This is a genomic window from Serratia sp. TSA_130.1 (assembly GCF_052691795.1).
In genome coordinates this window covers 230807-257164 of record NZ_JBQZFS010000001.1, presented here as the reverse complement: position 1 = coordinate 257164, position 26358 = coordinate 230807, and the positions used below count along the sequence as shown (strand labels likewise).

The 26358-nt window shown below is 59.3% G+C and carries 27 protein-coding genes; 9 read left to right on the top strand and 18 right to left on the bottom strand.

Annotated elements, in window-relative coordinates; translation table 11 throughout:
• Positions 1 to 32 precede the first annotated feature (32 nt).
• Positions 33 to 1493 carry a cardiolipin synthase gene (gene cls / locus ACUTQY_RS01140; protein WP_033643295.1) on the bottom strand — a complete coding sequence of 487 codons (1461 nt, stop codon included), beginning with the start codon at positions 1491 to 1493 and terminating at the stop codon, positions 33 to 35.
• A 242-nt stretch (positions 1494 to 1735) separates the two neighbouring features.
• Here cls and ACUTQY_RS01135 point away from each other — a divergent pair, with 242 nt between their 5' ends.
• Complete coding sequence (locus ACUTQY_RS01135; protein WP_025159792.1) at positions 1736 to 1912, top strand: YciY family protein; 177 nt, start codon at positions 1736 to 1738, stop codon at positions 1910 to 1912.
• Positions 1913 to 1958: 46 nt separating this feature from the next.
• Here the strand turns inward: ACUTQY_RS01135 and ACUTQY_RS01130 are convergent, their stop codons facing one another.
• Together ACUTQY_RS01130 and smfY are read right to left on the bottom strand one after the other, a co-directional pair.
• Positions 1959 to 2450 (bottom strand): Dps family protein, encoded by a 492-nt coding sequence (locus ACUTQY_RS01130; RefSeq protein ID WP_019452735.1) that lies wholly within the window; start codon positions 2448 to 2450, stop codon positions 1959 to 1961.
• A gap of 200 nt (positions 2451 to 2650) precedes the next feature.
• Positions 2651 to 4123, bottom strand: coding sequence for a multidrug efflux MFS transporter SmfY (smfY, locus tag ACUTQY_RS01125; protein WP_033643294.1), 1473 nt, complete (start codon positions 4121 to 4123; stop codon positions 2651 to 2653).
• Positions 4124 to 4250: 127 nt separating this feature from the next.
• Between smfY and ACUTQY_RS01120 the strand changes: the two genes are divergently transcribed.
• Entirely contained in the window at positions 4251 to 4814 is a 564-nt protein-coding gene (locus ACUTQY_RS01120; RefSeq protein ID WP_042784698.1) for a TetR/AcrR family transcriptional regulator, read from the top strand.
• A 142-nt stretch (positions 4815 to 4956) separates the two neighbouring features.
• Here ACUTQY_RS01120 and ACUTQY_RS01115 read toward each other — a convergent pair whose 3' ends face one another.
• From ACUTQY_RS01115 to ACUTQY_RS01095, 5 genes are read right to left on the bottom strand one after another with little or no spacing between them, the layout of a single operon-like run.
• A complete protein-coding gene (locus ACUTQY_RS01115) occupies positions 4957 to 5964 on the bottom strand; it encodes a substrate-binding domain-containing protein (RefSeq protein WP_033643292.1) in 1008 nt (335 codons plus the stop codon).
• A 33-nt stretch (positions 5965 to 5997) separates the two neighbouring features.
• Positions 5998 to 7035: an ABC transporter permease gene (locus ACUTQY_RS01110; RefSeq protein ID WP_033643291.1), complete on the bottom strand. Its 1038-nt coding sequence runs from the start codon at positions 7033 to 7035 to the stop codon at positions 5998 to 6000.
• Between the two features lie 17 nt (positions 7036 to 7052).
• On the bottom strand, positions 7053 to 8561 hold the full coding sequence (locus ACUTQY_RS01105; protein ID WP_376697687.1) for a sugar ABC transporter ATP-binding protein: 1509 nt from the start codon (positions 8559 to 8561) through the stop codon (positions 7053 to 7055).
• Positions 8555 to 10072 carry a xylulokinase gene (xylB, locus tag ACUTQY_RS01100; RefSeq protein ID WP_046687217.1) on the bottom strand — a complete coding sequence of 506 codons (1518 nt, stop codon included), beginning with the start codon at positions 10070 to 10072 and terminating at the stop codon, positions 8555 to 8557. The genes ACUTQY_RS01105 and xylB overlap by 7 nt, the downstream gene beginning before the upstream one ends.
• 4 nt (positions 10073 to 10076) lie before the next feature.
• Entirely contained in the window at positions 10077 to 11111 is a 1035-nt protein-coding gene (locus tag ACUTQY_RS01095; protein WP_046687216.1) for an NAD(P)-dependent alcohol dehydrogenase, read from the bottom strand.
• A gap of 228 nt (positions 11112 to 11339) precedes the next feature.
• Here ACUTQY_RS01095 and ACUTQY_RS01090 point away from each other — a divergent pair, with 228 nt between their 5' ends.
• Positions 11340 to 11894, top strand: a complete 555-nt coding sequence (locus ACUTQY_RS01090; protein ID WP_046687215.1) for a D-lyxose/D-mannose family sugar isomerase — start codon at positions 11340 to 11342, stop codon at positions 11892 to 11894.
• A gap of 71 nt (positions 11895 to 11965) precedes the next feature.
• Positions 11966 to 12967, top strand: a complete 1002-nt coding sequence (locus tag ACUTQY_RS01085; protein WP_033643286.1) for a LacI family DNA-binding transcriptional regulator — start codon at positions 11966 to 11968, stop codon at positions 12965 to 12967.
• A gap of 65 nt (positions 12968 to 13032) precedes the next feature.
• Here ACUTQY_RS01085 and ACUTQY_RS01080 read toward each other — a convergent pair whose 3' ends face one another.
• Positions 13033 to 13983: a DMT family transporter gene (locus ACUTQY_RS01080; RefSeq protein ID WP_342188176.1), complete on the bottom strand. Its 951-nt coding sequence runs from the start codon at positions 13981 to 13983 to the stop codon at positions 13033 to 13035.
• A gap of 91 nt (positions 13984 to 14074) precedes the next feature.
• Here ACUTQY_RS01080 and ACUTQY_RS01075 point away from each other — a divergent pair, with 91 nt between their 5' ends.
• Positions 14075 to 14929, top strand: coding sequence for a LysR family transcriptional regulator (locus tag ACUTQY_RS01075; protein ID WP_046687213.1), 855 nt, complete (start codon positions 14075 to 14077; stop codon positions 14927 to 14929).
• A gap of 109 nt (positions 14930 to 15038) precedes the next feature.
• On the opposite strand, the gene ACUTQY_RS01070 is transcribed toward ACUTQY_RS01075, so the two are convergent.
• Positions 15039 to 15335, bottom strand: coding sequence for a YciI family protein (locus ACUTQY_RS01070; protein ID WP_033643283.1), 297 nt, complete (start codon positions 15333 to 15335; stop codon positions 15039 to 15041).
• Positions 15336 to 15510: 175 nt separating this feature from the next.
• On the opposite strand from ACUTQY_RS01070, the gene ACUTQY_RS01065 reads away from it, so the two are divergent.
• The gene (locus tag ACUTQY_RS01065) at positions 15511 to 16164 is read left to right on the top strand and encodes an epoxyqueuosine reductase QueH (protein WP_033643282.1); all 654 of its coding nucleotides are present in this window, start codon (positions 15511 to 15513) and stop codon (positions 16162 to 16164) included.
• A 235-nt stretch (positions 16165 to 16399) separates the two neighbouring features.
• On the top strand, positions 16400 to 17143 hold the full coding sequence (gene tonB / locus ACUTQY_RS01060) for a TonB system transport protein TonB (protein WP_033643281.1): 744 nt from the start codon (positions 16400 to 16402) through the stop codon (positions 17141 to 17143).
• A gap of 70 nt (positions 17144 to 17213) precedes the next feature.
• On the opposite strand, the gene yciA is transcribed toward tonB, so the two are convergent.
• Both yciA and ACUTQY_RS01050 read right to left on the bottom strand, forming a co-directional pair.
• Positions 17214 to 17642 carry an acyl-CoA thioester hydrolase YciA gene (gene yciA, locus ACUTQY_RS01055; RefSeq protein ID WP_004932085.1) on the bottom strand — a complete coding sequence of 143 codons (429 nt, stop codon included), beginning with the start codon at positions 17640 to 17642 and terminating at the stop codon, positions 17214 to 17216.
• A 76-nt stretch (positions 17643 to 17718) separates the two neighbouring features.
• Positions 17719 to 18258 carry a septation protein A gene (locus ACUTQY_RS01050; protein ID WP_033643280.1) on the bottom strand — a complete coding sequence of 180 codons (540 nt, stop codon included), beginning with the start codon at positions 18256 to 18258 and terminating at the stop codon, positions 17719 to 17721.
• A 221-nt stretch (positions 18259 to 18479) separates the two neighbouring features.
• On the opposite strand from ACUTQY_RS01050, the gene ACUTQY_RS01045 reads away from it, so the two are divergent.
• The gene (locus ACUTQY_RS01045; RefSeq protein ID WP_033643279.1) at positions 18480 to 20183 is read left to right on the top strand and encodes a SulP family inorganic anion transporter; all 1704 of its coding nucleotides are present in this window, start codon (positions 18480 to 18482) and stop codon (positions 20181 to 20183) included.
• A gap of 50 nt (positions 20184 to 20233) precedes the next feature.
• On the opposite strand, the gene ACUTQY_RS01040 is transcribed toward ACUTQY_RS01045, so the two are convergent.
• A complete protein-coding gene (locus ACUTQY_RS01040) occupies positions 20234 to 20986 on the bottom strand; it encodes a YciC family protein (RefSeq protein WP_033643278.1) in 753 nt (250 codons plus the stop codon).
• A gap of 34 nt (positions 20987 to 21020) precedes the next feature.
• Positions 21021 to 21461, bottom strand: a complete 441-nt coding sequence (locus ACUTQY_RS01035) for a YkgJ family cysteine cluster protein (protein WP_033643277.1) — start codon at positions 21459 to 21461, stop codon at positions 21021 to 21023.
• A 286-nt stretch (positions 21462 to 21747) separates the two neighbouring features.
• Between ACUTQY_RS01035 and ompW the strand changes: the two genes are divergently transcribed.
• Entirely contained in the window at positions 21748 to 22380 is a 633-nt protein-coding gene (ompW, locus tag ACUTQY_RS01030; protein WP_019452715.1) for an outer membrane protein OmpW, read from the top strand.
• Between the two features lie 44 nt (positions 22381 to 22424).
• On the opposite strand, the gene ACUTQY_RS01025 is transcribed toward ompW, so the two are convergent.
• From ACUTQY_RS01025 to trpCF, 4 genes are all read right to left on the bottom strand, one after another.
• On the bottom strand, positions 22425 to 22739 hold the full coding sequence (locus ACUTQY_RS01025) for a BON domain-containing protein (protein ID WP_016927515.1): 315 nt from the start codon (positions 22737 to 22739) through the stop codon (positions 22425 to 22427).
• 218 nt (positions 22740 to 22957) lie between these two features.
• Positions 22958 to 23764, bottom strand: coding sequence for a tryptophan synthase subunit alpha (gene trpA, locus ACUTQY_RS01020; RefSeq protein ID WP_046687173.1), 807 nt, complete (start codon positions 23762 to 23764; stop codon positions 22958 to 22960).
• Entirely contained in the window at positions 23764 to 24969 is a 1206-nt protein-coding gene (gene trpB, locus ACUTQY_RS01015) for a tryptophan synthase subunit beta (protein WP_170852993.1), read from the bottom strand. Before trpB ends, trpA begins: the two co-directional genes overlap by 1 nt.
• A 26-nt stretch (positions 24970 to 24995) precedes the next feature.
• On the bottom strand, positions 24996 to 26357 hold the full coding sequence (gene trpCF / locus ACUTQY_RS01010) for a bifunctional indole-3-glycerol-phosphate synthase TrpC/phosphoribosylanthranilate isomerase TrpF (protein WP_089191876.1): 1362 nt from the start codon (positions 26355 to 26357) through the stop codon (positions 24996 to 24998).
• Position 26358 lies beyond the last annotated feature (1 nt).

Genomic DNA, 26358 nt, shown 5'->3' with positions numbered 1-26358 from the left:
TTGGCGCTATTAAAGCACGCTCGCCGCGGCTTTTACAGCAACGGGCTGAAAAAGTAGAACAGGCGCTCGACCAGGCGGTGCCAGAACGGCCGCTTCAGCCACTCTTTGGCGTTCAGCAGCTTGGAGCGAGCGATGTAATCTTCCTGCACGCAGGCCAGATCGCTGCCGAAGCCGTCGTCGTCGATCACCAGGGTGATTTCGAAATTCAGCCACAGGCTGCGCATATCCAGATTGACGGTGCCGACCAGGCTGAGCTGGCCGTCGACCAGCACGCTCTTGGTATGCAGCAGGCCGCCTTCGAACTGATAGATTTTCACGCCGGCTTCCAGCAGCTCGGAGAAGAACGCCCGGCTGGCCCAGCGCACCATCATCGAATCGTTGTCGCGCGGCACGATGATGCTGACCTCGACGCCGCGCAAAGCGGCGGTGCAGATGGCGTGCAGCAGATCGTCGCTCGGCACGAAGTACGGCGTGGTCATGATCAGCTGTTCGCGCGCGGAATAAACCGCGGTCAGCAGCGCCTGGTGGATCATTTCCTCGGGGAAGCCGGGGCCGGAGGCGATCACCTGAATGGTGTGGCCGCTTTCCTGCTCGAACGGCATGATGTTGACGTCCGGCGGCGGCGGCAGAATGCGCTTGCCGGTTTCAATTTCCCAGTCGCAGGCATAGACGATGCCCATGGTGGTGGCCACCGGGCCTTCCATGCGCGCCATCAGATCGATCCATTGACCGACGCCCGCATCCTGTTTGAAATAGCGTGGATCGACCATGTTCATGCTGCCGGTATAGGCGATGTAGTTGTCGATCAGCACCACCTTGCGGTGCTGACGCAGATCCATGCGGCGCAGGAATACGCGCAGCAGGTTGACCTTCAGCGCTTCGACCACTTCGATGCCGGCGTTGCGCATCATCGCCGGGTAGGGGCTGCGGAAAAATTGCAGGCTGCCGGCGGAGTCCAGCATCAGACGGCAGTGTACGCCGCGCCGCGCGGCGGCCATCAGCGATTCGGCCACCTGATCGACCAGGCCGCCGGGCTGCCAGATATAGAACACCATTTCGATGTTGTGGCGCGCCAGCTCGATGTCGCGGATCAGCGCTTTCAGCGTGTCGTCGGTGGTGGTGAGCAACTGCAGCTGGTTGCCCTTGACGCCGTCGATACCCTGGCGGCGGTTGCACAGCTGGAACAGCGGTTCGGCGACTTTACTGTATTCGGTGGCGAAGATGCGGCGACTCTCTTTCAGCTCTTTCAGCCAGCGCGCGGTCGACGGCCACATGGCCTTGGCGCGCTCGGCCCGGCGCTTGCCCAGATGCAGCTCGCCGAACGATAAATAGGCGACGATGCCGAACAGCGGCAGAATATAGATAACCAGCAACCAGGCCATGGCAGAGGGAACCGCACGGCGTTTCATCAAAATGCGCATCGTCACGCCGGCGATCAGCAGCCAGTAGCCGAACACCATGAGCCAACTGATTACGGTATAAAATGTTGTCATAAAGGCGAAAAATCCCGTTCGCAAACCACCAATGATGAGTGTACGCACAGATCGGTCAAGGCGAAACCTTTTATCGGCGCTTATGTTACATAAATATGATGAAGTTAAGGCACTTGCCGAAATCGAAAGGGCGGCTTTTAGCGGCGCGGCGCCTGCGATGTTGCCGATAACGGCGACTTGGATCGCGGGCTGAAAGGGCTATAATGCCCGCGGTTGGCATTAGACGAACGAGTGACGGAATTATGAGACGCAGTAGAAATGAAGTGGGCCGTTGGCGAATGTTGCGGCAGAGCCAACGCCGTCGGCATCGTTGGCTGGAGCGCCAGTCTTGCAGCAATCGCCATATTATCCGGGTGCGCCGTCGCCTGGACGATCAGCATCGGCGCGCGCTGCTGTTTGCGGTATCCTGCGAGTGGTAAAACGAAAACAGTCCCGTGAGGGACTGTTTTGTTATGGCGCCTGGGTTTATTTGCCGAGGTAGGCGTTGAGCATCCAGACCTGTTTTTCCTGCTCTTTGATGTAATCGCTCATCAGCGACGCGGTGCCTTCGTCGCCGGCGTCCGCCGCGACCGTCAGCAGTTCTCGCTGCTGTTGCAGCAAGATTGAATACCCTTCCAACAGGCCGCGCAGCGTGCCCTTATCATCGGTCACATTGGTGTGTTCCTTGATATCGGCGGTTTTCAGATAGTCGCTGTAAGCGTGGCGCGGCTGCGAGCCCAGCGTCAGAATGCGTTCCGCCAGCTCATCCACCTTGGTCAGCAGATCGTTGTAAGTTTCTTCGAATTTCGCGTGCAGCTCAAAGAATTGCGGGCCGGTAATATTCCAGTGATAGCCGCGCACGTTCATATACAGCACCTGATAATTCGCCAACAGCGCATTTAGCGCTTCGGCGAGTTTTGCCGATTGTTTACTGTCGAGGCCGATATGGGTTTTCGCTGCTTTCTTCGCCGTTGCCATAATAATCTTCTCCTGATTATTCGTTCCAAGGGTAGACAGAATCAATTTCCATAGCTGTTACAGTAACCGGATTTATCGCAGGGTTAAACACGATAACAGGCATCATTGCCATCGCTCAAACCGATGACGATAAATCCGTCGAGCAAATTGCCGAATCAGTTTACGCAGGATCCGCAGGCGAAAAAAGCCGCTTTTATCGGTTACTTGCGCAGCGCCAGTTTTACCACGCCGGCGCCCAGCGCCATTAACAGCGCGGCGGCGATCAGTACCATGATAAACGCGCGATCGAAGGCCAAACGCGCCAACTGCGTCAGCTGCTGCGCGCGATCGGCCGCCATCCCGGCCGCCAGGCGCAACGCCTCGTCGATGCTGTCGTAGGCCAACTCGCTGACCGGCAGCTCCGCCGGCAGCGCCAGACTATGGCTGTAGACCGCCGTCATCAGCCCGCCGAGCAACGTCACGCCCAGTACGCCGCCCAGCTCGTAGGAGACGTCTTCGATAGAGGCCGCCATACCGGATTTCTCCTCCGGCGCGTTCAGCATGATGGCGGTGGACGCGGCGGTGATCACGCCGCCGAGACCAAAGCCCACCAACGCCAGGCTCACCAGCTGCAGCGCTATGCTGCTTTGATACAACAGGGCGAGGCCGGCGATGCCGAAGGCGGTCAGGGCGAAACCGCCGAGGATGATGCTGCGTTCGCCATAGCGCGGCAACAGTAAACCGGCCATCGGCCCCGCCAGCGCCGAGGCCAGCGGGATCGGCAAGATGAACAGCGCCGCCTGCAGCGGACTGAGGCCGAGCACCAGCTGCAGGCGTTGGCTGAGCACCAGCTCGACGCCGATCAGGGCCACCATCGACAGCAGCGCCACGCCGATGCCGCCGGCGAACAGCCGGTTGCGGAACAGGGAGAAATCGATCATCGGGTGGGCGCTGCGCTGCTGGCGACGCACGAACAGCGCCAGGAACAGGATGCCGATCAGGGCCGCTGCGAGCAACGCGCTGACGTCAGGCGCCGGCTTACTCAGTTCCTTCAGCGCATAGATAGCGCCGACCAGACCGATCATGATTTGCACCGAGCCGACGATATCGGCGGGGCGCGGGTTATCGCCGCCGCAGCGGGGGATCAGTTTCCACGCCAGCGGCCAGACCAGCAACACCACCGGTACGTTGATCAGGAACACCGATCCCCACCAGAAATACTCCAGCAGCAGGCCGCCGACCACCGGGCCGATGGCCGCGCCGCCCGAGGCCACTGAAGCCCAGATGCCGATCGCCAGCGCGCGTTCGCGTTCGTCGGTAAAGACGTGGCGCACGATGGACAACGTGGCGGGCATCATCATTGCCGCGCCAACGGCGAGGAACACCCGTGCGGCGATCAGCCATTCGGCGGTTGGCGAAAAGGCGGCGCACAGCGAAGCGACGGCAAACACCGGCAGCCCGGCGAGGAACAGCCGCTTATGGCCGACGCGATCGCTCAGCATGCCGGCGCCGGGCAGCAGCCCGGCGACCACCAGCGGGTAGGCGTTGACGATCCAGAGTTTTTGCGAGGCGCTGGCGTCCAGCGCCTGGGTTAAACGTGGCAGAGCGGTATAGAGCACCGTCATGTCGATAACAATCAGGAAAAGGGCGCTGGCGACCATCGTCAGGATCAACCAGCGGTTCTTGGCGTACATAAGTCATAATCCAGTTTACGTGGGCGGCGCGAAGGCGCCGCCATTGCGGTAACCCTCCGGCGATGCCGGGTGGTATACTGGTGATAATATATATCCATACGTTCGTATTGAAAAGAAGGGTTTCTTAATGGGACGTCAACGCAGCATCGATCGCGACAAGGTTTTGGACACCGCCGAAGAGATCGTCGCCACCCAGGGCGCCGCCGGTTTAACCATCGACGCCGTCGCCAAAGCGATGGGGATCTCCAAGGGCGGGGTGCAGTATTGCTTCGGCAGCAAAGACGCCCTGATCGACGCGATGTTCGATCGCTGGGGCAGCGCCTATGAAACGCTGTTCGCGGAGATCGCCGGCGACGATCCTTCGCCGCAGACCGGTGTGCGGGCGCATATGTTGGCTACCCAAAGTTCGGATCAGACCGCCAGCGCCAAGGCCGCCGGGTTAATGGCGACGCTGATTCAAACGCCGGAGCATCTGGCGAGCACGCGTGAATGGTACCGCAGCCGCATCGCCGGGCTGGATTTGACTACCGAAGAGGGTAAGCGCGCGCGGCTGGCGTTTCTGGCCACCGAAGGCGCCTTTATGCTGCGTTATTTCGGTTTGATGGATATCGGCCAGGCGGAATGGGAAACGATGTTCGCCGATATGCAGGCGTTGATTTTAACGGGCAGCGCCTATCGCACTGATAGCTAGTAAAGCGTGCGGCGAAAGGCGTATGTTTATCGCACAAGATATTCCCTCGAAGAACTTTTTAGCCAGCCCCTCCGTGCTGGCTTTTTTTTGCCTGCGGCAAGCTTCGGAACAAAGGCCCCCTGAGTGCAGGGGGCGCCGGACATTACTTGCGCGCGTCCAACAGTTGCTGGGCATTCTCTGCGGTGACGACGGTCCACGGAATATAATAATGCTTCTGCGTGCCGCCCTCCCATTTCAGATCTTTGGCGTACTGTTTCCAGATATCCGACTGTGGTTGATAACTTTCCCCTTTCACGGCGCGCAGCGCGACGTCGATGGAACCCTGCATCTGGCCTTTGGCATCTTGCAGGATAGAGACCATTTCACCAGCCTGCACCGCATGAATCGCGTCGGAAACGCCGTCGACGCCCGCAATGGCAAAGTCTTTCACGTTCAGGCCGGCCCCTTTAATCGCTTCGATGGCGCCCAGCGCCATCTCGTCGTTCTGGCCAATCACGCCGTTGATTTTGCCCCTGTGTTTCTGCAGCCAGTTTTCCATCAGCGGCTGCGCTTCAGCGCGTGACCAGTTGGCCGTTTTACGTTCAAGCACGGTCACCTGGCCGGCGCCGCACTCGGCAATCGCTTTATCATTGCCCTTGCCGCGCTGGATCTCGCCGCTGCCGCCTTTCGGGCCTTCGATAATCACTACGTTCACCTTCTGGTTCTTGCAGTCGAGTTTGTCCAGTACGGCTTTGGCTTCCAGGTATCCCCCCAACTCGTCATTAGACACCACTTCAGACGTCATCGCGTCCGTGTTCAGGCGCGCGTTGGTGACCACCACCGGGATTTTGGCTTCGTTGGCATTAGTGACGATATCGATATTGGCCTCAAAATCCATCGGGTTGACGATAATGGCATCGGCGCGCGTCTGGATAGCGGTGGCGGCCTGATCGTTTTGCACCGATGCATCATAACGCCCATCGTAGAAAGTCAGTACGGCTTCGCCGCTTTTCACCGCCGGGTGTTCCTTGCCGAACCTTTCCATCAATTGCACGAACTCGGCTTTGTTGCCGTACATCAATACCGCGATTTTAACCGGGGCGGCCTGAGCCGCCGACAGGCTGCCGAACAGCATGGCAGAGGCAAACAACGCTATCTTGGTCTTATTCATGGTTTTCTCCTGGTAGAGTTGGGTCTGATGTTATTAATCGCGCTGTTGCTTACGCGATGGGTCGAGCAAGACGGCAAGAACGATCAATGCGCCTTTGATAATTTGTTGGTAGTACGATTGCACGCCGAGCAGATCGAGGCCGTTATTCATCACCCCGATAATCAGCACGCCGAAGAAGGTGCCGACCAGCGTACCGACGCCGCCGGCCATGCTGGTGCCGCCGATCACCACCGCCGCGATGGCGTCCAGCTCATACCCAGCGCCGGCGTTGGTTTGCGCCGAACCGGTGCGCGCGGTGAGGATCAGGCCGGCGATGCCGGCCAGCGCGCCGCACAGCGTATACACCAGTATTTTGATGCGCGTGACGTTAATCCCCGAGGTGCGCGCGCTTTTCGGGTTGCCGCCGACGGCGTAGATGTAGCGCCCGAAGAGGGTTTTATTCAGCACGAGCCAGGCGAGGGCGAACAGCACGATGAAGATGATGACGGGCACCGGAACGCCGCCGACATAGCCATTGCCTAACCAGCGGAAATCGCTGTTCAATTGCGATACTGGATTGCCGTTGGTGGTCAACATGGTTAACCCGCGCGCCGCGGAGAGCATGCCCATGGTGACGATAAACGGCTGCAACCGGTAGCGAGCCAACACGGTGCCGTTCACCAGGCCGCAGACGATGCCGATCCCCAGCGCCACGATCAGCGGCGCCATAACGGCGGTCGCGGTATCACCGATAGCCAATCCGCTATTGTTGGTGGCGAAGCGGGCGGCGACGATGCCGCTTAACGCCAGCACCGAGCCGACGGAGAGATCGACGCCTGCCGTGATGATGACGAAGGTCATGCCTATCGCCAGAATGCCGTTGATCGAGACCTGGCGCAGTACGATCAGGGTGTTTTCATTGCTGAGAAAATAATTGCTGCTCCAGGCTCCCTGGGCGACCTGATATTCGCCAATCAGCGCCACGATCAGGCACAGCGCGAAAAAGGCGATGATAATGCCGTATTTGTGCATACGGCGCTTATTGCGGGTGAAAAATGACATTCCTGGTGATAAGGAGTGGGCGCTGCTCATTTGTTTTTCTCTCTCTGTTAAACCGCAAGTTTCATCAGTGCTGCCTGAGTCGCATCGGCTGCCGCAAGCTCGCCGGCCAACTGCCCGTCACGAAACACCAGGATGCGATCGCTCATGCCGATAATTTCCGAAAGCTCGGAGGAAACCATGATGATCCCTTTGTTTTGCAAGGCGAACTCCGACATAAATCGATAGATCTCTTTCTTGGCGCCGACGTCGATACCGCGCGTCGGCTCGTCGAGCAGCAAAACCTCCGGATCCAACAGCGCCCAGCGGCCCAGCACCACTTTTTGCTGGTTGCCGCCGCTCAGGTTGCCCACGGGCTGTTCGCCATCGTGGGTTTTAACGTTAAAGCGCTGGATCATGTCGCGGGTTCGCGCCTGCTCCCGTTTCTCGCTGACGAACCCCATTCGGCTGATGCCGGCAAAAGAGGCGATATTGATGTTCTCACTGACGGAACGGCACAGCACCAGGCCGGTTTCCTTGCGATCTTCCGTCACGTAGGCAATGCCGCTATCGATGGCCTCTCGCGGGGAATGGCGGTTCAGCGTCTTGTCGCCCAAGCGAATCGTGCCGGCGTCGGCATGCTGAATGCCGAAGATAAGATCGAGAAACTCGCTGCGGCCCGATCCCACCAGGCCGTAGATGCCCAGGATCTCACCGTGCTTCAGTTGCAGGCTGATATCCTTTATCTTGCTGCGCCAACACAGGCCGTTGACCTCCAGCAAGACCTCTTCGCCGGGTTGATTGAACTTGGCGAACTCGCTGTCGTACTCGCCGCCGATAATGTGTTCGATCAGCTGCTCACGGGTAATGTCAGCGATATAGCCTTCATGGATATAGGCGCCGTCGCGGAAAATGGTGTAGCTGTCCGCGATTTGGAATATCTCGGACAAACGGTGGGAGACGTAGATAATGCCTTTACCTTTCGCCGCCAGTTGCTGAAGCGTCTGAAAGATTTTTTGCGCATCCTCTTCGCCAATCGCCGAGGTGGGTTCATCCATGATGATGATGTCGGCATTGGCGTGCGACAGCGCTTTGGCGATCTCGACCAGTTGCTGCTCGGCGACGCTCAGGTTGCGCATTTTTTCTCGGGCGTCGATCTTGAAATCAAGTTCCTCGAGCAGACGGGTGGTGCGTTGGTTGAGCGTCGCAAAGTCGACGAAACCCAGGCGTCTCGGCTCGCGGCCCAGCCAAATGTTTTCTGCCACCGTCAGGTCCGGGATCGCGCTCAGCTCCTGCTGCACGATGGCGATGCCGGCATTGAGGGCTTCCCGGGGATGATGAAATTCACAGCGTTGACCATTGATAAAAATGTCGCCGCCATCGGGTTGAATAAAGCCCATCAGAATGCTGAGAAAGGTGGATTTCCCCGCGCCGTTGCCGCCGCACAGGGCATGGATGGATCCGCGCCGCAGGCAAAACTCGGCGTTCTTGAGCGCCACGACCGGGCCAAAGGCTTTCCTGACGCCGCTGACTTCCAGCAGATAGGCAGGGGCTTGCGTATGGGGATCTCGCGTCACGATTGAACCTCCGGGTATGTCCGCTGCAAACGCTGCAGGTACCGTTGATAAAGCGTCTCGTATTGCGTTTGCCTGTCGGCGTTTGGCGTCGTGCGCGTGGCTTCATCCAGGGAAACGAAGCGTTGGCACAGTTCAGCCAAGAGCCCGGCGGCGTTCTGGTGCGGGCGATCGGCCAACGACGTCGCCCACATCGCTTGAATGGCGCCGCCCAGCGCGGCGGTCTCTTTGACGTTCAGGCAGACCACCGGGCACCCCATCACGTCCGCGACGATTTGTCGCCAGGCGGCGCTGCGGGCGCCGCCACCGGTGAGGCGGATCTCGCGCGTTTCGATGCCCTGGCGGCGAAACAGCTCGATGCCATAGCGCAGGCCGTAGGTGGCGCTTTCAACCACCGCCAGGCAGAGATTGGCGCGAGTAAAATTGTCGCTATCGAGGTTATGCAGGCTGGCGCGCGCGTGGGGCAGCGGGGGAACGCGTTCGCCGTTGAAGAACGGCAGCATCTCGACGCCGCCGGCACCCGGCGCCGCCTGCGCCAATAAGCGGTTAAAGCCGTCAAGATCTTCGTCCAGCAGCGTCTGCATGGCCGTGGTGGCCGAGGTGACATTCATGGTGCATATCAAGGGCAGCCACCCGTTGGTGCTGGAGCAGAAACCGGCAATCATGTCGGATTCCGCCACAACGGGCGCGGCGGACCAGGCGAATAGCGTGCCGGAGGTGCCCAGGCTTAGGGTAACGGTGCCGGCCTCGATGTTGCCGGAACCGATAGCCGCCATCATGTTGTCGCCGCCACCGGTCGAGACCCGAACTGCCGGGCCAAGGCCGAGCTTTTCCGCCGCGAAGGGGCGCACCGTGCCGATGCAGCATTCCGCGCTTTTGAGCGGCGGCAGGGCATGCCATAAACGGCCGCTGTCATCGATAAGATTGACGGCGGCTTGACTCCAGCTACGGGCGCGCACATCGAACAGCCCGGTGCCGGAAGCATCGCCATATTCCGCTACACGCTCCCCGGTCAACCAGAAGTTCAAATAATCATGCGGCAGCAGCACGGTGTGCAGTTTTGCCCAGAGCGCCGGATGGTGCGTCTTGAACCAAAGGATTTTTGACGCGGTATAACCGGTGGCGACCCGCAGGCCGAGCTTGTCCAGCGAGCCCTTGGCGCCGCCGAGCCGCTGCAGCATCAGTTCGTTTTCCTCCGCGGTTTCGGTATCGCACCACAGCTTGACGCTGTGCAGCACGTTGCCGTCTGCGTCCAGCGGCACAAATCCATGCTGTTGGCCCGAGACCCCCAGAGCGTTAATTTCCCCGGCATCAATACCGGCGTTAGTCACGGCTTGGCGAAACGCGGTGACCAACGCCTCAATCCACCAGTCGGCCTCTTGTTCGCGCCGGCCATTGGCTTGGCTGATGAGGCGGTGAGGGGCGCTGCCCTCACCGAGGATCACGCCCTGTGTGCTGTCGACAATCACGACTTTCGTGCCTTGCGTACCGCAGTCTATGCCAGCATAGAGCGCCATAGGATCACTCCATTTCCAGCATGATTTTGATGTCCGAGGCATGTCCCGCCGCCGCGCGCTCGAAGGCGGCCACGCTGTCGGAGAATTTGTAGGTTTGGCTTATCAACGGTTGGACGCGCAATTTGCCGCTGCTCAACAACCGCAGCGTGCGCGGATACATGTTGGCGTAGCGGAAAATGGTCTTGAAGGTGATTTCCTTGGCCTGCGCGGCGACGATATCCATCGGCGCGGCGTCGATCGGCATGCCGACCAGCACGGCGGTCGCCCCTGGCGCCGCATGTTCGGCCAGCGTAGCGATAGCCGGTTTTGCGCCGCTGCATTCAAACACGATATCGACGCCATTGCCGCTGGTGAGCGCAGCCACTTTCCCCGCCAGGTCGCCGGTTTTGATATTGACGGCGTGCAGCCCTTCATAGCTGGCCGCCACGGCGAGTTTCTCGTCAAACAGGTCGCAGATAATGACGTCCGAGCAGCCACCCGCCAGCGCCGCGAGGGCGGTGACCACGCCGATCGGCCCAGCGCCGATCACCAGCGCGATATCGCCGGGTTTGATCCCGGCTTTGGTGGCCGCTTGCATGCCGATGGCCAGGGGTTCAACCATGGCGCCTTCAGCGAAACTGACGTTGTCCGGCAGTTTGAACGTGAATGCGGCGGGGTGGATGACGGTTTCGCGCAAACAGCCGTGCACCGGCGGCGTCGCCCAGAAGCGAACGGCGGGGTCCAGGTTGTAAATCCCGGCGCGCGTCTGCGCCGAGTTGAGGTCGGGAATGCCGGGCTCCATGCAAACGCGATCGCCGACGCTGAGGTGAGTGACGTTTTCACCTGTCGCGAGCACCACGCCGGCGGCCTCATGGCCGAGCACCATCGGGGCTTTGACCACAAACGGGCCAATGCGGCCATGCTGGTAATAGTGCACATCGCTGCCGCAGATGCCCACGGAATGAATTTTTATCTGTACATCGTCGGGCCCCAGCGTTTCGGCCAGTTGGACGTCCTCGATAGCGATTTCCCCCGCTTTGGCCAGCACTAATGCTTTCATATTGCCTCCTGGTGAATCATTTTTATGGTAACGGTATCATTTCAATGCGGCGATAGTGAGCTAATGCGGGTGGTTAAACTGTGATCAATGTTGGAATTACTCGACGAGAGTTAATTTTGCTGGCGGGTTGTTATTCAATATAGCGATGGTGGTCACAAAATCGGCGTGGCAATGACGGTTTTAATATCGGCCTGTTGATATCGATACCGTTACTTTGCCGGGGGAATGATGAACAAACAACAAAGCGCCAGAGCCGCTACGCTGGAGTATTTGCGCCAGGCGGACATTATCTTGACCGAAGAAGAACAGCAACGCATTGAAATTGCGACGTTTGGTCTGGCCGACTATCCCGCGTCCGGGTTGCAGCTGCTGACCTACGTCAACTCACCTCGGTATTGCGCGAAAGAGCTGGTGCTGTTTCCTGGGCAGACTTGCCCGGAACATTTACACCCTCCCTTTGCCGGCACGCCCGGCAAGCAAGAGACGTTCCGTTGCCGTTGGGGAGAGGTGTTTTTGTTTGTCGATGATGAAAACCTGGCGCCCAACGATCGCGGCGGCCAACCGGTATGCCGGGTGCCGGAGGGCGCGGAGCAGTGGTATACCTGTCATCGCTATATCCTCTTGCGGCCGGGGGAACAATACACCATTGCGCCCAATACCCGTCACTGGTTTCAGGCGGGGAAGCAGGGCGCGGTGGTGTCTGAGTTCTCTTCCGAGAGCCGTGACGAGCTGGATATTTTTACCGATCCGCGAATTAACCGTCTTGCCGGCGTAAACCATTAGCGCCAAGAACAAAGTTCTGTCATGATGCCGGGAATGATACAAAATGATACCTTCAAGCTAAGGAGCTGCATTTGGCCGTGGGTCGAGGACGGAAAGCGACGCTGGCTAGCGTCGCCGCACAGGCGAACGTCAGCAAAATCACCGCTTCGCGGGCATTTTCACAGCCGGACAAGGTCCATCCGGAAACGTTGAGGAGAATTCGGGAGACCGCCGCCGAACTCGGTTACGTGGTCAATGCCGCGGCGCGCAATCTGCGGGCGAAAAGCAGCAGAACCATTGGCATCGTCAACCCCGACATGGCCAACCCATTCTTTGGCGGCCTGACGCGTCTGATGACGCTTGAAGCGCAAAAGATGGGGTACGACACGCTGGTGTTCGACTCCTATGAGTCTCAGGAAAGCGAAGACAGGATCATCGACAAACTCATTGGCTACAACGTCGATGCGATTATTCTCTCGGTCATTTCCAACGATCATCTGTACCGGCCTTCCTACCTCAAACGTCTGGAAACGCTCAATATACCGGTGGTGTTGATCGATCGGGAATTGGAGAGTCACCACTGCAGCGGAGTGTATATTGATAATCTGGATTGCGGCCTTCAGGCGGGGCGTTGGCTTCTGGAACAGCAGGCGCAGCGGGTGGTGGTGATCTCCGGGCCGGAGAATTCCAACGTTGCGCGTGACAGGGTCACTGGCTTGCAGGCGGCATTGCAAGGGAAGGTGGCTTCGCTCGACGTGCGGTATGCCGATTTCTTTATGGATGTCGCCTGGCAAGAGACGAGCCGCTGGCTGGCCAATAACCCCGCCCCCGATTTTTTCGTCGGCTGCAATAACCAGATCTCACTGGGCATCATCAAGGCCTGTATCGAACATCGGTTGCCGTTGATGCAGGACGTGTCGTTGTTCAGCATCGATGAGGTTTCACATGCCGAGATCTACGGTTTCCATTTCCCCTGCGTGTCACACGACTTGCAAGAGATCGCCTGGCAAGCGTTGAATCTGGCGATCCGCCGTATTGCCGATCCCGAGATAAAGCCGGGCAAGGTGGTGGTGCGGGGAAAACTCGTCGTGTAACGGTGCCGGCAACGTGTAGCCGGCATCTTCGTTAACCTTATCTGCCATTATTCATTTCAGCGCGTTCAGTCCGGCCCCTCATCGGGGGGGCGGATAAGCAGCCACAAGCCGCTCCCCGCCGTTGCTGCGCCCAGCAGCATGGGCCAGGAAAGGGGCTCATCGAACATTAACCATGCCCAGCAGAAGGTGACGAAGGGGCTGAGGAACAGCAGGCTCGTCACACGCAATGCAGAGGTATGCCTAAGGCAGAACCAATACAAACCGTAACCGGCCAGGGTGGCCAAAAGCGCGGTCCAAAGCACGCCGATAACCAACCCTGTCGTCATGGTTGGCAGCAGCGGGCTTTCTGCGCCTGCCAGTGGGGCAAAAGCCAGCGTTGAAATCGCGCTTTGTATCCCCAACCTGGCGGGCAGGCTCACCGCTTGCGCTTGCGCTTGCGCTTGCGCCTGCGGCAGCCGTTGCTGCCACAGCGTCGCCAGTGCCAGTGACAGCATCCCCGCCAGCGGCAACAGGTAGCTCCACAATGGCGCACTTCCCCAGGAAATAGCACCGCCCGTCGCCAATATCACCCCGAGAGAGCCTAATGCCAGGCCGAGCCAGACGCGGCCATCGGGCAGCCGGCGTAGAAACAGCATGTTCAAGAGTGCGGTGCCGAGAGGGAGCAAATCGGCGATGAGCGCGGCCAACCCGGTCGGCACGCCGTACTCGATGCCTTTACTGACGCCGGTCAGGTATCCGGTCATGGCAAGCAGCCCGATCCCGGCATGAGCGGCTACCGACTGCGACGAGGAGCGCCTGATGGCGCGAAGGCTAAACGGCATCAGCAGTAAAGCGACCACGACACAGCGCCAGAACGCCACCAGCAACACCGGCGCGTAATCGGCGGCGAAACGGATGCCGACAAAGCCCGAGCTCCAGGCGACGATCAGCAGGACTTCCGCTGCCGGCAACCAGACGGCGGCTTTGTCGCCCACCTTATCGCGGCAGGAAGGTGGACGAAATTCTGACAGGGGCATGGTGATCTTCTCCTTTTTCCCCAAGGGTAGTGAGCCGCTATAATTTAATAAATCGAATAATTTTCGTTCAGTTGTTTAATGGAGTTAAACCATGCGGCCAACCCTGGACATTAATCTTTTGCGCACTTTTCACGCTATCGCCCGTTTGGGGCAATTTCGTGCGGCGGCGGCCTTTGTTCATCGCAGCCCAGCCGCGGTGAGCGTTCATATTCAGCGTCTGGAACAGGTCGTGGGCGGCCGCTTGCTGGAGCGCGACAATCAGTCCGTCGTGTTGACGCCCTTAGGCGAAAAACTGCTGGCCTCGACGCTCGGGCTGTTGAATGCCCACGACGATATTCTGCGTGAGCTGCAGGGCGCACCGCTGAGTGGGCACATCAAGCTGGGAGTGCCTGATGAATACGCATCACATGTCATGCGCGATGTGCTGCCGGCGTTTGCCACCCGTTTTCCTGCGGTGATGCTGGAGGTGTCTACGGCCGCCAGCCAGGCGTTGGTTGAACAGATCGGACGCAACCGGCTACAGCTGGCGTTGGCGGTGCTGCCGATGGGGGGACTGCGCCAGATGCCGCTTGCGGTGACTGCGCCGGTTTGGGTTGGCGGCCGCCGATTGGCGCTGGATATGGCCCAACCGATACCATTGGCGTTGCATGCCGCCGATTGCCCTTACCGAGAGGCTATGATCGATGCATTGAGCGGGGCGGGAAGGTATTGGCGAGTGGTTGTGAGCAGCCCTTCGGCCAGCGTGGTGGCTGCCGCCGTCGAGGCAGGATTGGCCGTCACGCTGCTCGACCGCGCACGCGTGACGGCGGCGATGCGGATCCTCGACGAATTGCCGTCGGTCGCTCCGCACGAAGTGCAGCTGCTGCGCTCTGCCGCTGCCGCCGGTCAATCGGCGGTGGCGATGCTGGAAAGCGTTATCGGTGAGTATTTCCGGGGCGGAACATGAATATCGACCGCGCGGGGAAGACGAACCGAGCGCGACGGTGACGCTGAGGTGTAGCTAGCGCCGGAAACGCCGTATAGCGGGGCGTTCCCGGTATTCGGAGGGCTGGAGATCAGAACACCTGCTTGAACGGCTTCACCGTCACGTCGGCGTAGACGCCGGCGGCGACGTACGGATCCTGCTGCGCCCAGGCCTGGGCTTCCGCCAGTGAGGCGAACTCGGCGATCACCGTTGAACCGGTGAAGCCGGCGGCGCCGGGATCGTTGCTGTCGATGGCCGGGTTAGGGCCGGCGACCACCAGACGGCCGGCGTCACGCAGCGCCTGCAGGCGCGCCAGATGTGCCGGGCGCACCGCCAGACGGTTTTCCAGTGAGTGGGGAACGTCTTGCGCGTAGATCAGATAAAGCATATTTCACCTGTAAAATCATGGCTATAAAACGGTGCTACCAAGGTAGCGCAAAAGGCGCGGCAGGGGAACGGCGCGCGGTGAATTTATGGGGGGATTGGCGCTTATGCCTTGAAGCCGCTACTTTTTATTCGTATAGTGCGGCGCGCTTAAACAGATATGCCATTGAGGTGAGGACATGACGGAACTGGTAAGGGAAAAACTCGATTTGCCTGCGGGCAAAAGCAAACTGCTGCTGCATTCTTGCTGTGCGCCCTGTTCCGGCGAGGTGATGGAAGCGATCCAGGCGTCCGGCATCGAGTACGCTATTTTCTTCTATAACCCCAACATTCACCCGCAAAAAGAGTATTTGCTGCGTAAGGAAGAGAACATCCGTTTCGCCGAAAAGCACGGGGTGCCGATCATCGATGCCGATTATGACACCGACAACTGGTTCGAACGCGCCAAGGGCATGGAACATGAGCCGGAGCGCGGCATTCGCTGCACCATGTGCTTCGACATGCGTTTTGAGCGCACGGCGCTGTATGCGCATGAGCACGGTTACGACACCATCTCCAGCTCGCTCGGCATCTCGCGCTGGAAGAACATGCAGCAGATTACCGACTGCGGCATTCGGGCGGCGGAAAAGTATCCCGATCTGGTGTATTGGGATTACAACTGGCGCAAGAAGGGCGGCGCGGCCCGCATGATAGAGATCAGCAAGCGCGAACGCTTCTATCAGCAGGAATACTGCGGCTGCGTCTATTCGCTGCGCGACACCAACCTGCATCGCAAAGCGCAAGGGCGGCCGCTGATCAAACTGGGCGTGCTCTACTATGGTGATGAAGAATAACGCTTAATTACCGCAATCCACCCGCTACGGCGGGTTTTTTATTTTTTAGCGCCGTCTGAACGTTAACGAAGCGTGTTGATTCGGCGGTAAAAAAGCAACGTTCAGGTTAATATCCTTATGAGTTTGCTGGTTTTCGCCGCGGAGACTGACGATTAAAGCGATAGTTTGCCTTTCGTTATTGAATATGATTGCTATTTGCATTTAAACTTGGCGAACCAGAGGAAACAGAATCATTATGCCGCTAAAAAAGATGTTCCTTAATCGCCGTATATCCGTGCCTTTCGTCTTGTCCGTAGGCCTGCACAGCGCCCTGGTGGCGGGACTGCTTTACGCTTCGGTAAAAGAAGTGGTTGAGCTGCCAAAGCCTGAAGAGGCGCCGATCAGCGTCATGATGGTCAACACCGCCGCGATGGCTGAACCGCCGCCGCCTGCTCCGGCAGAACCGGAGCCGCCGCAGGTGGAACCTGAGCCGGAACCTGAACCAGAACCTATTGTGGAGCCGCCGCCGAAGGCGATTGTGAAACCGGAGCCGGTCAAGCCGAAACCGAAGCCCAAGCCAAAGCCGAAGGTAGAAAAACCGGTGAAACCGGAGCCGAAGAAGGTCGAGCCGCGCGAGCCTTCGCCGTTCAATAACGACTCGCCGGCCAAACCGATCGATAAAGCGCCGGTGAAACAAGCGCCCGCCGCGCCGGTACAGGGCAACTCGCGCGAGGTCGGGCCAAAACCGATCAGCCGTGCGGAACCGATTTATCCGCCGCGCGCCAGAGCCTTGCAGATCGAAGGCAACGTGCGGGTGCAGTTCGACGTCGACAGCGATGGCCGCGTGACCAACGTGCGCATCTTGTCGGCTGAGCCGCGCAACATGTTCGAGCGTGAAGTGAAACAGGCGCTGCGCAAATGGCGGTATCAAGCCAAAGAAGCGAAGGATCTTATCGTCAATATTCGTTTCAAGCTGAACGGCACCACCGAAATGAACTGATTTCGGTTTGCGCCAAGAAAAAAAGGGTCGCCTCGGCGACCCTTTTTGCATTTGCGGCGCAGCCGCAGGCTTACTCTTCGAAGCCGACGCGGAAATTCATTTTACCCTCAGGCAGCGCGCGCGAGTTGCCTTCCGCATCGACCGCCACGTAGGTGAACACCGCTTCGGTCGCCCGGTAGCGTTGGCCGATTGGGGCGGAGGAGACTTTCTTTACCCACACTTCGATATTGATGGTGATCGAGCTGCGCCCGGTGCGGATGCAGTGCGCATAGCAGCAAACCACGTCGCCTACCGCCACCGGTTTCAGGAAGGTCATGCCGTCTACGCGTACCGTCACTACGCGCCCCTCGGCGATCTCTTTTGCCTGGATGGCGCCGCCGATGTCCATTTGCGACATCAGCCAGCCGCCGAAAATATCGCCGTTGGCATTGGTATCGGCCGGCATCGCCAGCGTGCGCAGCACCAGCTCGCCGCTGGGTAAAGGTCGTTGTTGTGTCATAGCAGTCTGCTTTTAAAAGGAGGGAATCACATCATACTGCCCGCGGCAAGCGCCGCAGGCATTAACAAATTTGTAACTATTTTTTCTGTTCTGCCGGCATGTGCCGGTAAATATAGATGCCGCTGAGCAGGGTGAATACCAGCGTCAGCACCGTCAGGCCAAAGACTTTGAAATTGACCCAGACGCTTTGCGGCAGCCAGAAGGCGACATAGATGTTCGCCAGGCCGCAGGCCAGGAAGAAGAGCGCCCAGGCCAGGTTGAGATTGCTCCACACTTTGTCCGGCAGCGTCAGCTCTTTGCCCAGCATGCGCTGAACCAGCGGCTTTTTGAGCACCCACTGGCTGATCAGCAGCGCCAGCGCGAACAGCGCGTAAATCACCGTCACTTTCCACTTGATGAATAAATCGTTGTGGAACACCAGCGTCAGGGTGCCGAACACCAGCACCATCAGGAAGGTGATCAGCGTCATCTTCTCGACCTTGCGGTATTTCACCCAGGTGAACACCAGCGCCAGCGCGGTGGCGACGATCAATGCGCCGGAAGCGACGTAAATGTCGTACAGCTTGTAAAAAGCGAAAAAGACAATTAACGGGAGGAAATCAAGAAACTGCTTCATAAATCAATCCATCATCTGTTCATCGGCCGACTATACCGGATTCGGCGAGTTCTGTGTACCGCCGGGCGCTGCCGATTATCGGCGTTTGGCCGGCGGATTTCTGCCGCGAAAGCAGGAATTTGCATAAACTTACGCAAGAAAGCACGGGCGCATTGCCAGCGCTGGCCGCAGATCGCATAGTAAGTGCCATAATAACCAGATAATTTACCGCGGAAAACAGCATGCAGTGGAAATCTCTCCAGGCCCTGACGCCTGGTTTGACGCATTTATTGGGCTATCAACGCAGTTGGCTCAAACCGGATATGCGCGCCGGTCTTTCCGTCGCCGCCGTCGCCTTGCCGGTGGCCATCGCCTATGCCGAACTGGCCGGGGTTAGCCCGGTGGTGGGGCTTTATTCCTGTATCTTGCCGATGGTGGCCTATGCGCTGTTCGGTTCGTCACGCCAGCTGATCGTCGGGCCCGATGCCGCCACCTGTGCGGTGATCGCCGCGGTGGTGACGCCGCTGGCGGCGGGCAATATGGAACGCCATTGGCAGTTGACCATCATGATGACCGCGATGATGGGCGGCTGGTGCCTGTTGGCCAGCCGGTTCAAGCTGGGGGCGCTGGCGGATCTGCTGTCGCGGCCGATCCTCAGCGGGCTGCTGAACGGCGTGGCGCTGACCATCATCGTCGATCAGATCGGCAAGGTGTTGGGGTTCACGGTGCGCCCGGCGCAGCTGATCGAGCGCATCTACGCGCTGCCGGCCAACCTGTTGCACAGCGACTGGCTGACGATGGCGGTGTCCTTGCTGACGCTGGTGACGCTGCTCGGATTTAAAAAATGGCGGCCTAACTGGCCGGCGCCGCTGTTCGCCATCGTGCTGGCGGCGTTCGTCACCTGGGCGGGCGGATTGCAGCAGTATGGCGTGGTGACGGTGGGCGGTTTCAGCGGCGTGTTGCCGATCGTCCAGTGGCCGGACTTTCAGCCCGGGCTGCTGCGCGACATGGTGATCCCGGCGCTCAACCTGGCGGTCGTGAGCTTTGTCAGCATGATGCTGACCGCCCGCAGTTTCGCGGCCAAAAACGGCTATGAGGTCAACGCTGACGCTGAGTTTCGCGCGCTGGGGATGGTGAATATCGTCTCCGCATTGTCGCAAGGCTTCGCCATCAGCGGGGCGGATTCGCGCACCGCGGTGAATGACGCCAACGGCGGCAAGAGCCAGCTCGTGTCGATCATCGCCGCCGCGGTGATCGCTTTCGTCTTGCTGTTCCTGATGGCGCCGCTGCAGTTTATTCCGGTGGCGGGATTGGGCGTGGTGCTGATGTATGCGGCCTGGTCGCTGCTGGATTTTCGCGGCATCTGGATCTTGCGCCGCCGCAACGCGCAGGCTTTTCGCCTGGCGATATTTACCTTCCTCAGCGTCTTGTTGGTCGGGGTGATCAGCGGCATCGGGCTGGCGGTGTTGCTGGGGCTGATGCAGTTTCTGCACACCGTCTTTCGGCCGACGGAACAGCTGCTGGGTGTTAACGACGAAGGCATGATCCATTCCATGGGCAACAACAATGGGGTGAAGGCGGTGCCCGGCGTCATGATGTATCGCTTCAATTCGCCGCTGACCTACTTCAACGTGGCCTACTTCAAACGCCGCATTCTCAATTTGGTCGACAGTACGCCATTCCAGCCGCGCTGGGTGGTGGTGGACGCGGTGGCCAGCTTTACCCATGCCGATATCAGCGTGCTGGCGGCCATCGACGAACTGAAACGCGATCTGTTGCAGCGTAACGTCAAACTGGTGCTGGCCGGGCGCCGCACTGAACTGACGCGCTGGTTCCGCATCAATCGGTTGGGGCGGGACAAGGAGCTGATTTTGGTGCCGGATCTCTATCTGGCGCTGAAGCTGATTCAGAGTAAGGAACAGGCGGAAGCCGCCGCGGTGGGGTAAACAAAAAGGGGCGCGCCGAAGCGTGCCCCTGGGCATTTGTTGCGCCGGCGTCAGCCGCGCAGCAGCATATACAAACGGAACAGATAGATCAGCAGCAGGGCGGAGACCAGGTTGCTTAACGCGGTCAGCACGACGCTGGCCACGTTCGGCGTCAGCACTGACAGATGGCTCACTAAAAACAGCACCAGCAGCTTGGCCGCCAACCACAGCATCATCGCCGGCACAATCACGCGCGCATTGGCGAAGGCCAATTTGCTGCTCAGCTTGAGCGAAGCGAAGACGCCTTTCTTGTCGACGGAGGCGATCACTGGCGCCAACGCGAAGGCGATAGCCATGATCACGCCCGGCACCACGAACAGCGTCAGGCCGAGCTGGATCAGCAAGGTGCAGATAAACAGCAGCAGCAGCAGGCGCGGCAGATCGGGCGCCGAGGCGCCGAGCGCGCGCAGGGCGCTGGTGCGTTGCCCCTGAGACACCAGACGGATCAACGTCAGCATCCCACCGACCAGCAGCACGTTGCCGACCAGCGCGGAGAACGTGGCGGCGGCCGACACTTTCAACAACACCATCTGCTGTTCCGGCGTCATCTGCTGGATCACGTCCTGAATGCCCATGCCGGTCGACGACGCAAAATCGCTGGTGGAGGCGGCCAGCGTCGCCAACTGTTCGGCATCGGGGCTGAAAGCTTGGTTCAGCAGCACCGAGATAAACGCCGTCAACAGCGCCAGCATCAGGATGCTGGCCAGTTGATTGCGTAAAAAGTTAAAACTGTCACGGTACAAAGCGTTGGCCGTGATAGGCATGCAGACTCCTTGGCGTCGAGAAAACAGAGATAAATCAGTGGGTGATTGTACCCTGTTCCACGCCGCTGTGGCACCCCGCGAATTGCACTACGTCTATTTCTTCAACGATCGTCGTCTCAGGCAACGACAGCGGCAAGGGCACCGGCAAGGGGGGCAGGCCGTAGCGTTCGCGAGCGCGATCGCAGGCTTCGTTGCGCAGGCCGTTTTCACCGGACTGATCGAACTCTCTGCACGGGCTTGGCCGATTAAGATAAATCGAGCACGACACGGCTTTGCCAATCTCGCCGTCCAGCGCGGTGCAGCGCGGAGACTTGCTGTTGGTCCCCTGCATGCAGCGCAGGAACGGGGTCAGAGGCTCCGTCAGGGAAAGGGGAACGGTGCCGCCGCCGTCTTCGGCTTCGGCCCAATAGAATGACACTCGAAAATAACCGCAGCATGCGCCGCAGCTGACACAGGGATTAAGGATTTCGCTCATCTTGATTGCCCGCCGACTCCTCACGGCACCAACCAAAACCAACACGGAAGATGAAATTACCTCAGCCGTATTTTTTTCCGCAACTGAAATTTGAACATGCAGATAATTTGCAACAAAATCGTTTTTTTGATGCAGATCAATCCTTGATTTATTAAGCGGTTAGGTAACCTTGTTTTTGGTGGGATTTTAAAATTTTACACATAAGATGTGATCTCGATGGGATCACAAATACCCGAAAGTAGGTATATTCCCCCTCGAGAGATTAACCACACAAATGGAATGGATAATGAAAAAGACAACTCTGGTGGTATTGGCGACGATGATGGCGCCTATGTTGGCAAGTGCGCATCAGGCCGGTGATTTCCTGTTCCGTGCGGGCACCGCGACGGTGCGTCCAAATGCGGGCTCGGACAACGTATTGGGTTTGGGATCGCTGGATGCGAAAAACAATACCCAGCTCGGTTTGACCTTCGGTTATATGGTGACGGACAACATCGGCGTTGAGTTGTTGGCCGCGACACCGTTCCGCCACAAGGTTACCCTGGGCGGCACCGATCTGGCGACCGTTCATCAACTGCCGCCTACGCTGATGGCGCAATACTACTTCGGCGACAAGCAGGACAAACTGCGTCCTTATCTGGGCGTCGGCGTTAACTACACCACTTTCTTCGACGAGAAGTTCAACGACTACGGCAAAAGCGCCGGGTTGAGCAACCTCGATCTGAAAGACTCCTGGGGCGTGGCGGCACAGGCCGGTCTGGATTACAACCTGGATGAGCACTGGATGCTGAACATGTCGGTGTGGTGGATGAACATCGAAACCAAAACGCGTTTCAACGACGCGAACGGTGGGCACCACAGCTTCGATACACGATTGGATCCGTGGGTGTTTATGTTTGGGGCGGGTTATCGCTTCTGATGAAGGCCGCAAACAGGGAGGCATTGCGCCTCCCTGTGTCGGTATTATTTAACCTGCATGACGTTCTCAACAGATTTCACGCCGGCCACGCCGCGTGTGACCTGCACCGCACGATTGGCGTCATCGCTTGACGTCACGAAGCCGCTCAACTGCACGCGTCCTTTAAAGGTTTCCACGCTGATTTCGCGCGACTTGATGTTTTTATCCGCCAGCAGCGCCGATTTCACTTTGGTGGTGACCACGGTGTCATCGATATAACCGCCTGTTCCCTCCGATTTCGCCGTCGGTGCGCAAGCGCTCACCGCGACCGCCACAACGGCTGCCATGCACAAGGCCGAAAGGGTTTTAAACAGCTTCATAAATTACTCTCCATGCAATGTTATGGTTGAAATTCGATGCGGTTTTTTCGCCGCAGCGAGCGCATTCCCCAAATCAAATGAAGAAATGCATAGCGAACAATGTTTATTGTGAGACAAGACGCGGGTTTGTTCAAATTTTTGCTGTAAATAAATAGAACAAACTTTGAGGGGAAACAAGCTGTTAAAGCGAGCGCCGGCAAGGCGCTCGCCGAAGGGGATCACGCGCGGGTCGCGTGCTTCATCGCGCTGACGAAGGCCGCCAGCTTGGTCAGCATTTCCGCCGGGTTGGCATGGTGCCGTTCGATGATTTTGACGATTGCCGATCCGGAGATGGCGCCGGCGGCGCCGGCCTGCAGCGCAGCCTTCACCTGCTCGGGCTCGGAGATGCCGAAGCCCTGCAGCGGCGGCGCGGCGTGATACTCGCGCAGCTTGTTCACCAGGTGATGCAGCGGCAACTGCGCCCGGCTTTCGGTGCCGGTGACGCCGGAACGCGACAGCAGGTAGGTGTAGCCGCGACCGTGCGACGCGATTTCACGCAGCAGATCGTCATCGGCGTTCGGCGGGCAAATGAAGATGGGCGCGATACCGTGGCGCACGGCCGCGGCGCGGAACGGCGCCGATTCTTCAAACGGCACGTCGGCGACCAACACTGAATCCACGCCCACTTCCGCACAGCGTTGGTAAAAAGCATCGATGCCTTTATGGAACACCAAATTGGCGTACATCAGCAGGCCGATGGGAATGGTCGGGTGCTTCTGACGAATGGCCGCCAGCAGCTCGAAACACTGGGTCGGCGTAACGCTGGCGGCGAAGGCACGCAGCGTCGCGCTCTGGATGGTTGGGCCATCCGCCAGCGGGTCGGAGAAGGGGATACCCAGCTCCAGCGCGTCCGCGCCGGCTTCGATCAGGGTGTCGATAATCTGCAGCGACAGCGCCGGATTAGGATCGCCCAGCGTCACGAACGGGACGAAGGCGCCTTCCTTGCTGCTTTCCAGACGCGTGAACAGTTGCTGATAACGTTCCATCAGATTTCTCCCCGTGCTTTCAAAATGTCGTGAACGGTAAATATGTCTTTGTCGCCGCGGCCGGACAGGTTGACCACCAGGATCTGCTCTTTCTGCGGCGTTTCACGGATCATTTTCAGCGCGTGCGCCAGGGCGTGTGAGGATTCCAGCGCCGGGATGATGCCTTCATGGCGCGACAGCGCCTTGAACGCCTCCAGCGCTTCGTCGTCGGTGATCGACACGTATTCGGCGCGGCCGGTGCTGTTCAGGTAGGCGTGCTGCGGCCCGACGGACGGGAAGTCCAGCCCGGCGGAGATTGAATAGGATTCTTCAATCTGGCCTTCGGCGGTCTGCATCATCGGCGCCTTCATGCCGAAATAGATGCCGACATGGCCATGCTTGAGCGGCGCGCCGTGCTGACCGGTTTCGATGCCCAGACCGGCGGGTTCCACGCCGATCAGCCCAACGTCGGCGTCATCGATAAAATCGGCGAACATGCCGATGGCGTTGGAGCCGCCGCCGACGCAGGCGATGACCGCATCCGGCAGGCGGCCTTCGCGCTCCAGCACCTGCGCTTTGGTCTCTTCGCCAATCATGCGCTGGAATTCACGCACGATGGTGGGGTACGGGTGCGGGCCGGCCGCGGTGCCGAGCATATAGTGCGCGGTTTCATAACTGCCGGACCAGTCGCGCAACGCTTCGTTGCAGGCGTCTTTCAGGGTGGCGGAGCCGCTGTGCACCGGGATCACTTCCGCGCCCATCAGCCGCATGCGGAACACGTTCGGCGACTGACGCTCAACGTCTTTGGCGCCCATATAGATACGGCATTTCAGGCCGAGCAGCGCGCAGGCCAGCGCCGACGCGACGCCGTGTTGGCCGGCGCCGGTTTCCGCGATGATCTCGGTTTTGCCCATGCGCTTGGCCAGCAGGGCCTGGCCCAGCACCTGGTTGGTCTTGTGCGCGCCGCCGTGCAGCAGATCTTCCCGCTTCAGATAGAGTTTGGTGTTGCTGCCGGCGGTGAGATTTTTGCACAGCGTCAGCGCCGTAGGGCGGCCCGCGTAGTTCTTCAACAGATCGATGAATTCCGCCTGAAACGCCGGATCGCGCTGAGCGCTGACAAAGGCTTCTTCGAGTTGTTTCAGGGCCGGCATCAGAATTTGCGGCACGTATTGACCACCAAATTCGCCGAAGTAGGGGTTAAGCAGCGTCATGAGAGTTCCCGTCATTATCCGTTATTAATGTAGAGCCGTATTCAGTAAGCGCGCAGGGTTTGGAAGACCGAGGCCAGGCGCGCGGGATCCTTGATGCCCGGTTCGCTTTCCACGCCGGAATTGAAGTCCAGCCCGGCGCAGCCGAGCTTGGCCGCTTCGACGCAGTTGTCGGCGCGCAGACCGCCCGCCAGCATAACGTTGGTCAGATCTTCGCCTTGCAATACCGACCAGTCGAAGCGTTGGCCGGTGCCGCCTGCGCCGTTGTCCAGCAGATAGCGATCGACATGCTGCAGATCGCGCGCCGGCACCCGTTCTTTCACGCTCAGCGCTTTCCAGATGCGGCAATCGGCCGGCAAGCGGGCGCGCAGGGCGCTGATATAGGCCTGGTCCTCCGCGCCGTGCAGTTGCACCGCCTGCAGACCGAGGCGCTCTACGGTCAGCGCCACGGTATCGAGCTGGGCGTCGCAGAAGACGCCGACGTACTTCAGCGGCGCGCCGGAAATGACTTCGCGGGCGCGGACGATATCCACATAGCGCGGCGAGCGGCCGACGAAAATCAATCCGCCGTAGATGGCGCCGGCCTGATACGCGGCGGCGGCGTCCTGTGGGCGAGTCAGGCCGCACACTTTATTGTCGCCCAGGATCACACGGCGCACGGCGGCGCGCAGATCGGGTTCCGACATCAGCGCGCTGCCGATCAGGAAACCGTTGGCGTAGTGGCTGAGCTCGCGGATCTGCCCGTAATTGTTGATGCCCGACTCGCTGATCACCGTCACCCCATGCGGCACGCGCGGCGCCAACTGCCGGGTGCGGTCCAGATCGATGCTCAGATCGCGCAGATCGCGGTTATTGATGCCGACCACGCGGGCTTCCAGCGCGATCGCCCGCTGCAGCTCTTCTTCACTGATCACTTCGGTCAGCACGCCCATATTGAGGCTGTGGGCCACCGCCGCCAGCTGGCGGTACTGTTCGTCGGTCAACACCGACAGCATCAGCAGGATAGCGTCGGCCTGATAGTAGCGCGCCAGGTAAATCTGATACGGGTCGATGATAAAGTCTTTGCACAACACCGGTTGGCTGACGGTTTTGCTCACCAGCGGCAGGAAATCAAAGCTGCCCTGGAAGTATTTCTCGTCGGTCAGCACCGAGATCGCCGAGGCGAAATCTTTATAGACCGTGGCGATCTCCACCGGATCAAAGTTCTCGCGAATCAGCCCCTTGGAAGGCGAGGCCTTCTTGCATTCGAGAATGAAAGCCGTACGGGTGCCCTGCAGCGCGTGGTAGAAGCTGCGTTCGCTCGGTACGATGTCATTCTGAAAGCCGGCCAGGGGCTGTTGCTGTTGTCGCGCCGCGATCCATTGCGCTTTGTCGCGGACAATCTTGTGTAGCACGGTTTCCTGCATC

Coding starts and splice junctions, on each gene's coding strand:
- cls (WP_033643295.1), bottom strand. CDS start 1,493: ATGACAACATTTTATACCGTAATCAGTTGGCTCATGGTGTTCGGCTAC.
- ACUTQY_RS01135 (WP_025159792.1), top strand. CDS start 1,736: ATGAGACGCAGTAGAAATGAAGTGGGCCGTTGGCGAATGTTGCGGCAG.
- ACUTQY_RS01130 (WP_019452735.1), bottom strand. CDS start 2,450: ATGGCAACGGCGAAGAAAGCAGCGAAAACCCATATCGGCCTCGACAGT.
- smfY (WP_033643294.1), bottom strand. CDS start 4,123: ATGTACGCCAAGAACCGCTGGTTGATCCTGACGATGGTCGCCAGCGCC.
- ACUTQY_RS01120 (WP_042784698.1), top strand. CDS start 4,251: ATGGGACGTCAACGCAGCATCGATCGCGACAAGGTTTTGGACACCGCC.
- ACUTQY_RS01115 (WP_033643292.1), bottom strand. CDS start 5,964: ATGAATAAGACCAAGATAGCGTTGTTTGCCTCTGCCATGCTGTTCGGC.
- ACUTQY_RS01110 (WP_033643291.1), bottom strand. CDS start 7,035: ATGAGCAGCGCCCACTCCTTATCACCAGGAATGTCATTTTTCACCCGC.
- xylB (WP_046687217.1), bottom strand. CDS start 10,072: ATGGCGCTCTATGCTGGCATAGACTGCGGTACGCAAGGCACGAAAGTC.
- ACUTQY_RS01095 (WP_046687216.1), bottom strand. CDS start 11,111: ATGAAAGCATTAGTGCTGGCCAAAGCGGGGGAAATCGCTATCGAGGAC.
- ACUTQY_RS01090 (WP_046687215.1), top strand. CDS start 11,340: ATGAACAAACAACAAAGCGCCAGAGCCGCTACGCTGGAGTATTTGCGC.
- ACUTQY_RS01080 (WP_342188176.1), bottom strand. CDS start 13,983: ATGCCCCTGTCAGAATTTCGTCCACCTTCCTGCCGCGATAAGGTGGGC.
- ACUTQY_RS01075 (WP_046687213.1), top strand. CDS start 14,075: ATGCGGCCAACCCTGGACATTAATCTTTTGCGCACTTTTCACGCTATC.
- ACUTQY_RS01070 (WP_033643283.1), bottom strand. CDS start 15,335: ATGCTTTATCTGATCTACGCGCAAGACGTTCCCCACTCACTGGAAAAC.
- ACUTQY_RS01065 (WP_033643282.1), top strand. CDS start 15,511: ATGACGGAACTGGTAAGGGAAAAACTCGATTTGCCTGCGGGCAAAAGC.
- tonB (WP_033643281.1), top strand. CDS start 16,400: ATGCCGCTAAAAAAGATGTTCCTTAATCGCCGTATATCCGTGCCTTTC.
- yciA (WP_004932085.1), bottom strand. CDS start 17,642: ATGACACAACAACGACCTTTACCCAGCGGCGAGCTGGTGCTGCGCACG.
- ACUTQY_RS01050 (WP_033643280.1), bottom strand. CDS start 18,258: ATGAAGCAGTTTCTTGATTTCCTCCCGTTAATTGTCTTTTTCGCTTTT.
- ACUTQY_RS01045 (WP_033643279.1), top strand. CDS start 18,480: ATGCAGTGGAAATCTCTCCAGGCCCTGACGCCTGGTTTGACGCATTTA.
- ACUTQY_RS01040 (WP_033643278.1), bottom strand. CDS start 20,986: ATGCCTATCACGGCCAACGCTTTGTACCGTGACAGTTTTAACTTTTTA.
- ACUTQY_RS01035 (WP_033643277.1), bottom strand. CDS start 21,461: ATGAGCGAAATCCTTAATCCCTGTGTCAGCTGCGGCGCATGCTGCGGT.
- ompW (WP_019452715.1), top strand. CDS start 21,748: ATGAAAAAGACAACTCTGGTGGTATTGGCGACGATGATGGCGCCTATG.
- ACUTQY_RS01025 (WP_016927515.1), bottom strand. CDS start 22,739: ATGAAGCTGTTTAAAACCCTTTCGGCCTTGTGCATGGCAGCCGTTGTG.
- trpA (WP_046687173.1), bottom strand. CDS start 23,764: ATGGAACGTTATCAGCAACTGTTCACGCGTCTGGAAAGCAGCAAGGAA.
- trpB (WP_170852993.1), bottom strand. CDS start 24,969: ATGACGGGAACTCTCATGACGCTGCTTAACCCCTACTTCGGCGAATTT.
- trpCF (WP_089191876.1), bottom strand. CDS start 26,357: ATGCAGGAAACCGTGCTACACAAGATTGTCCGCGACAAAGCGCAATGG.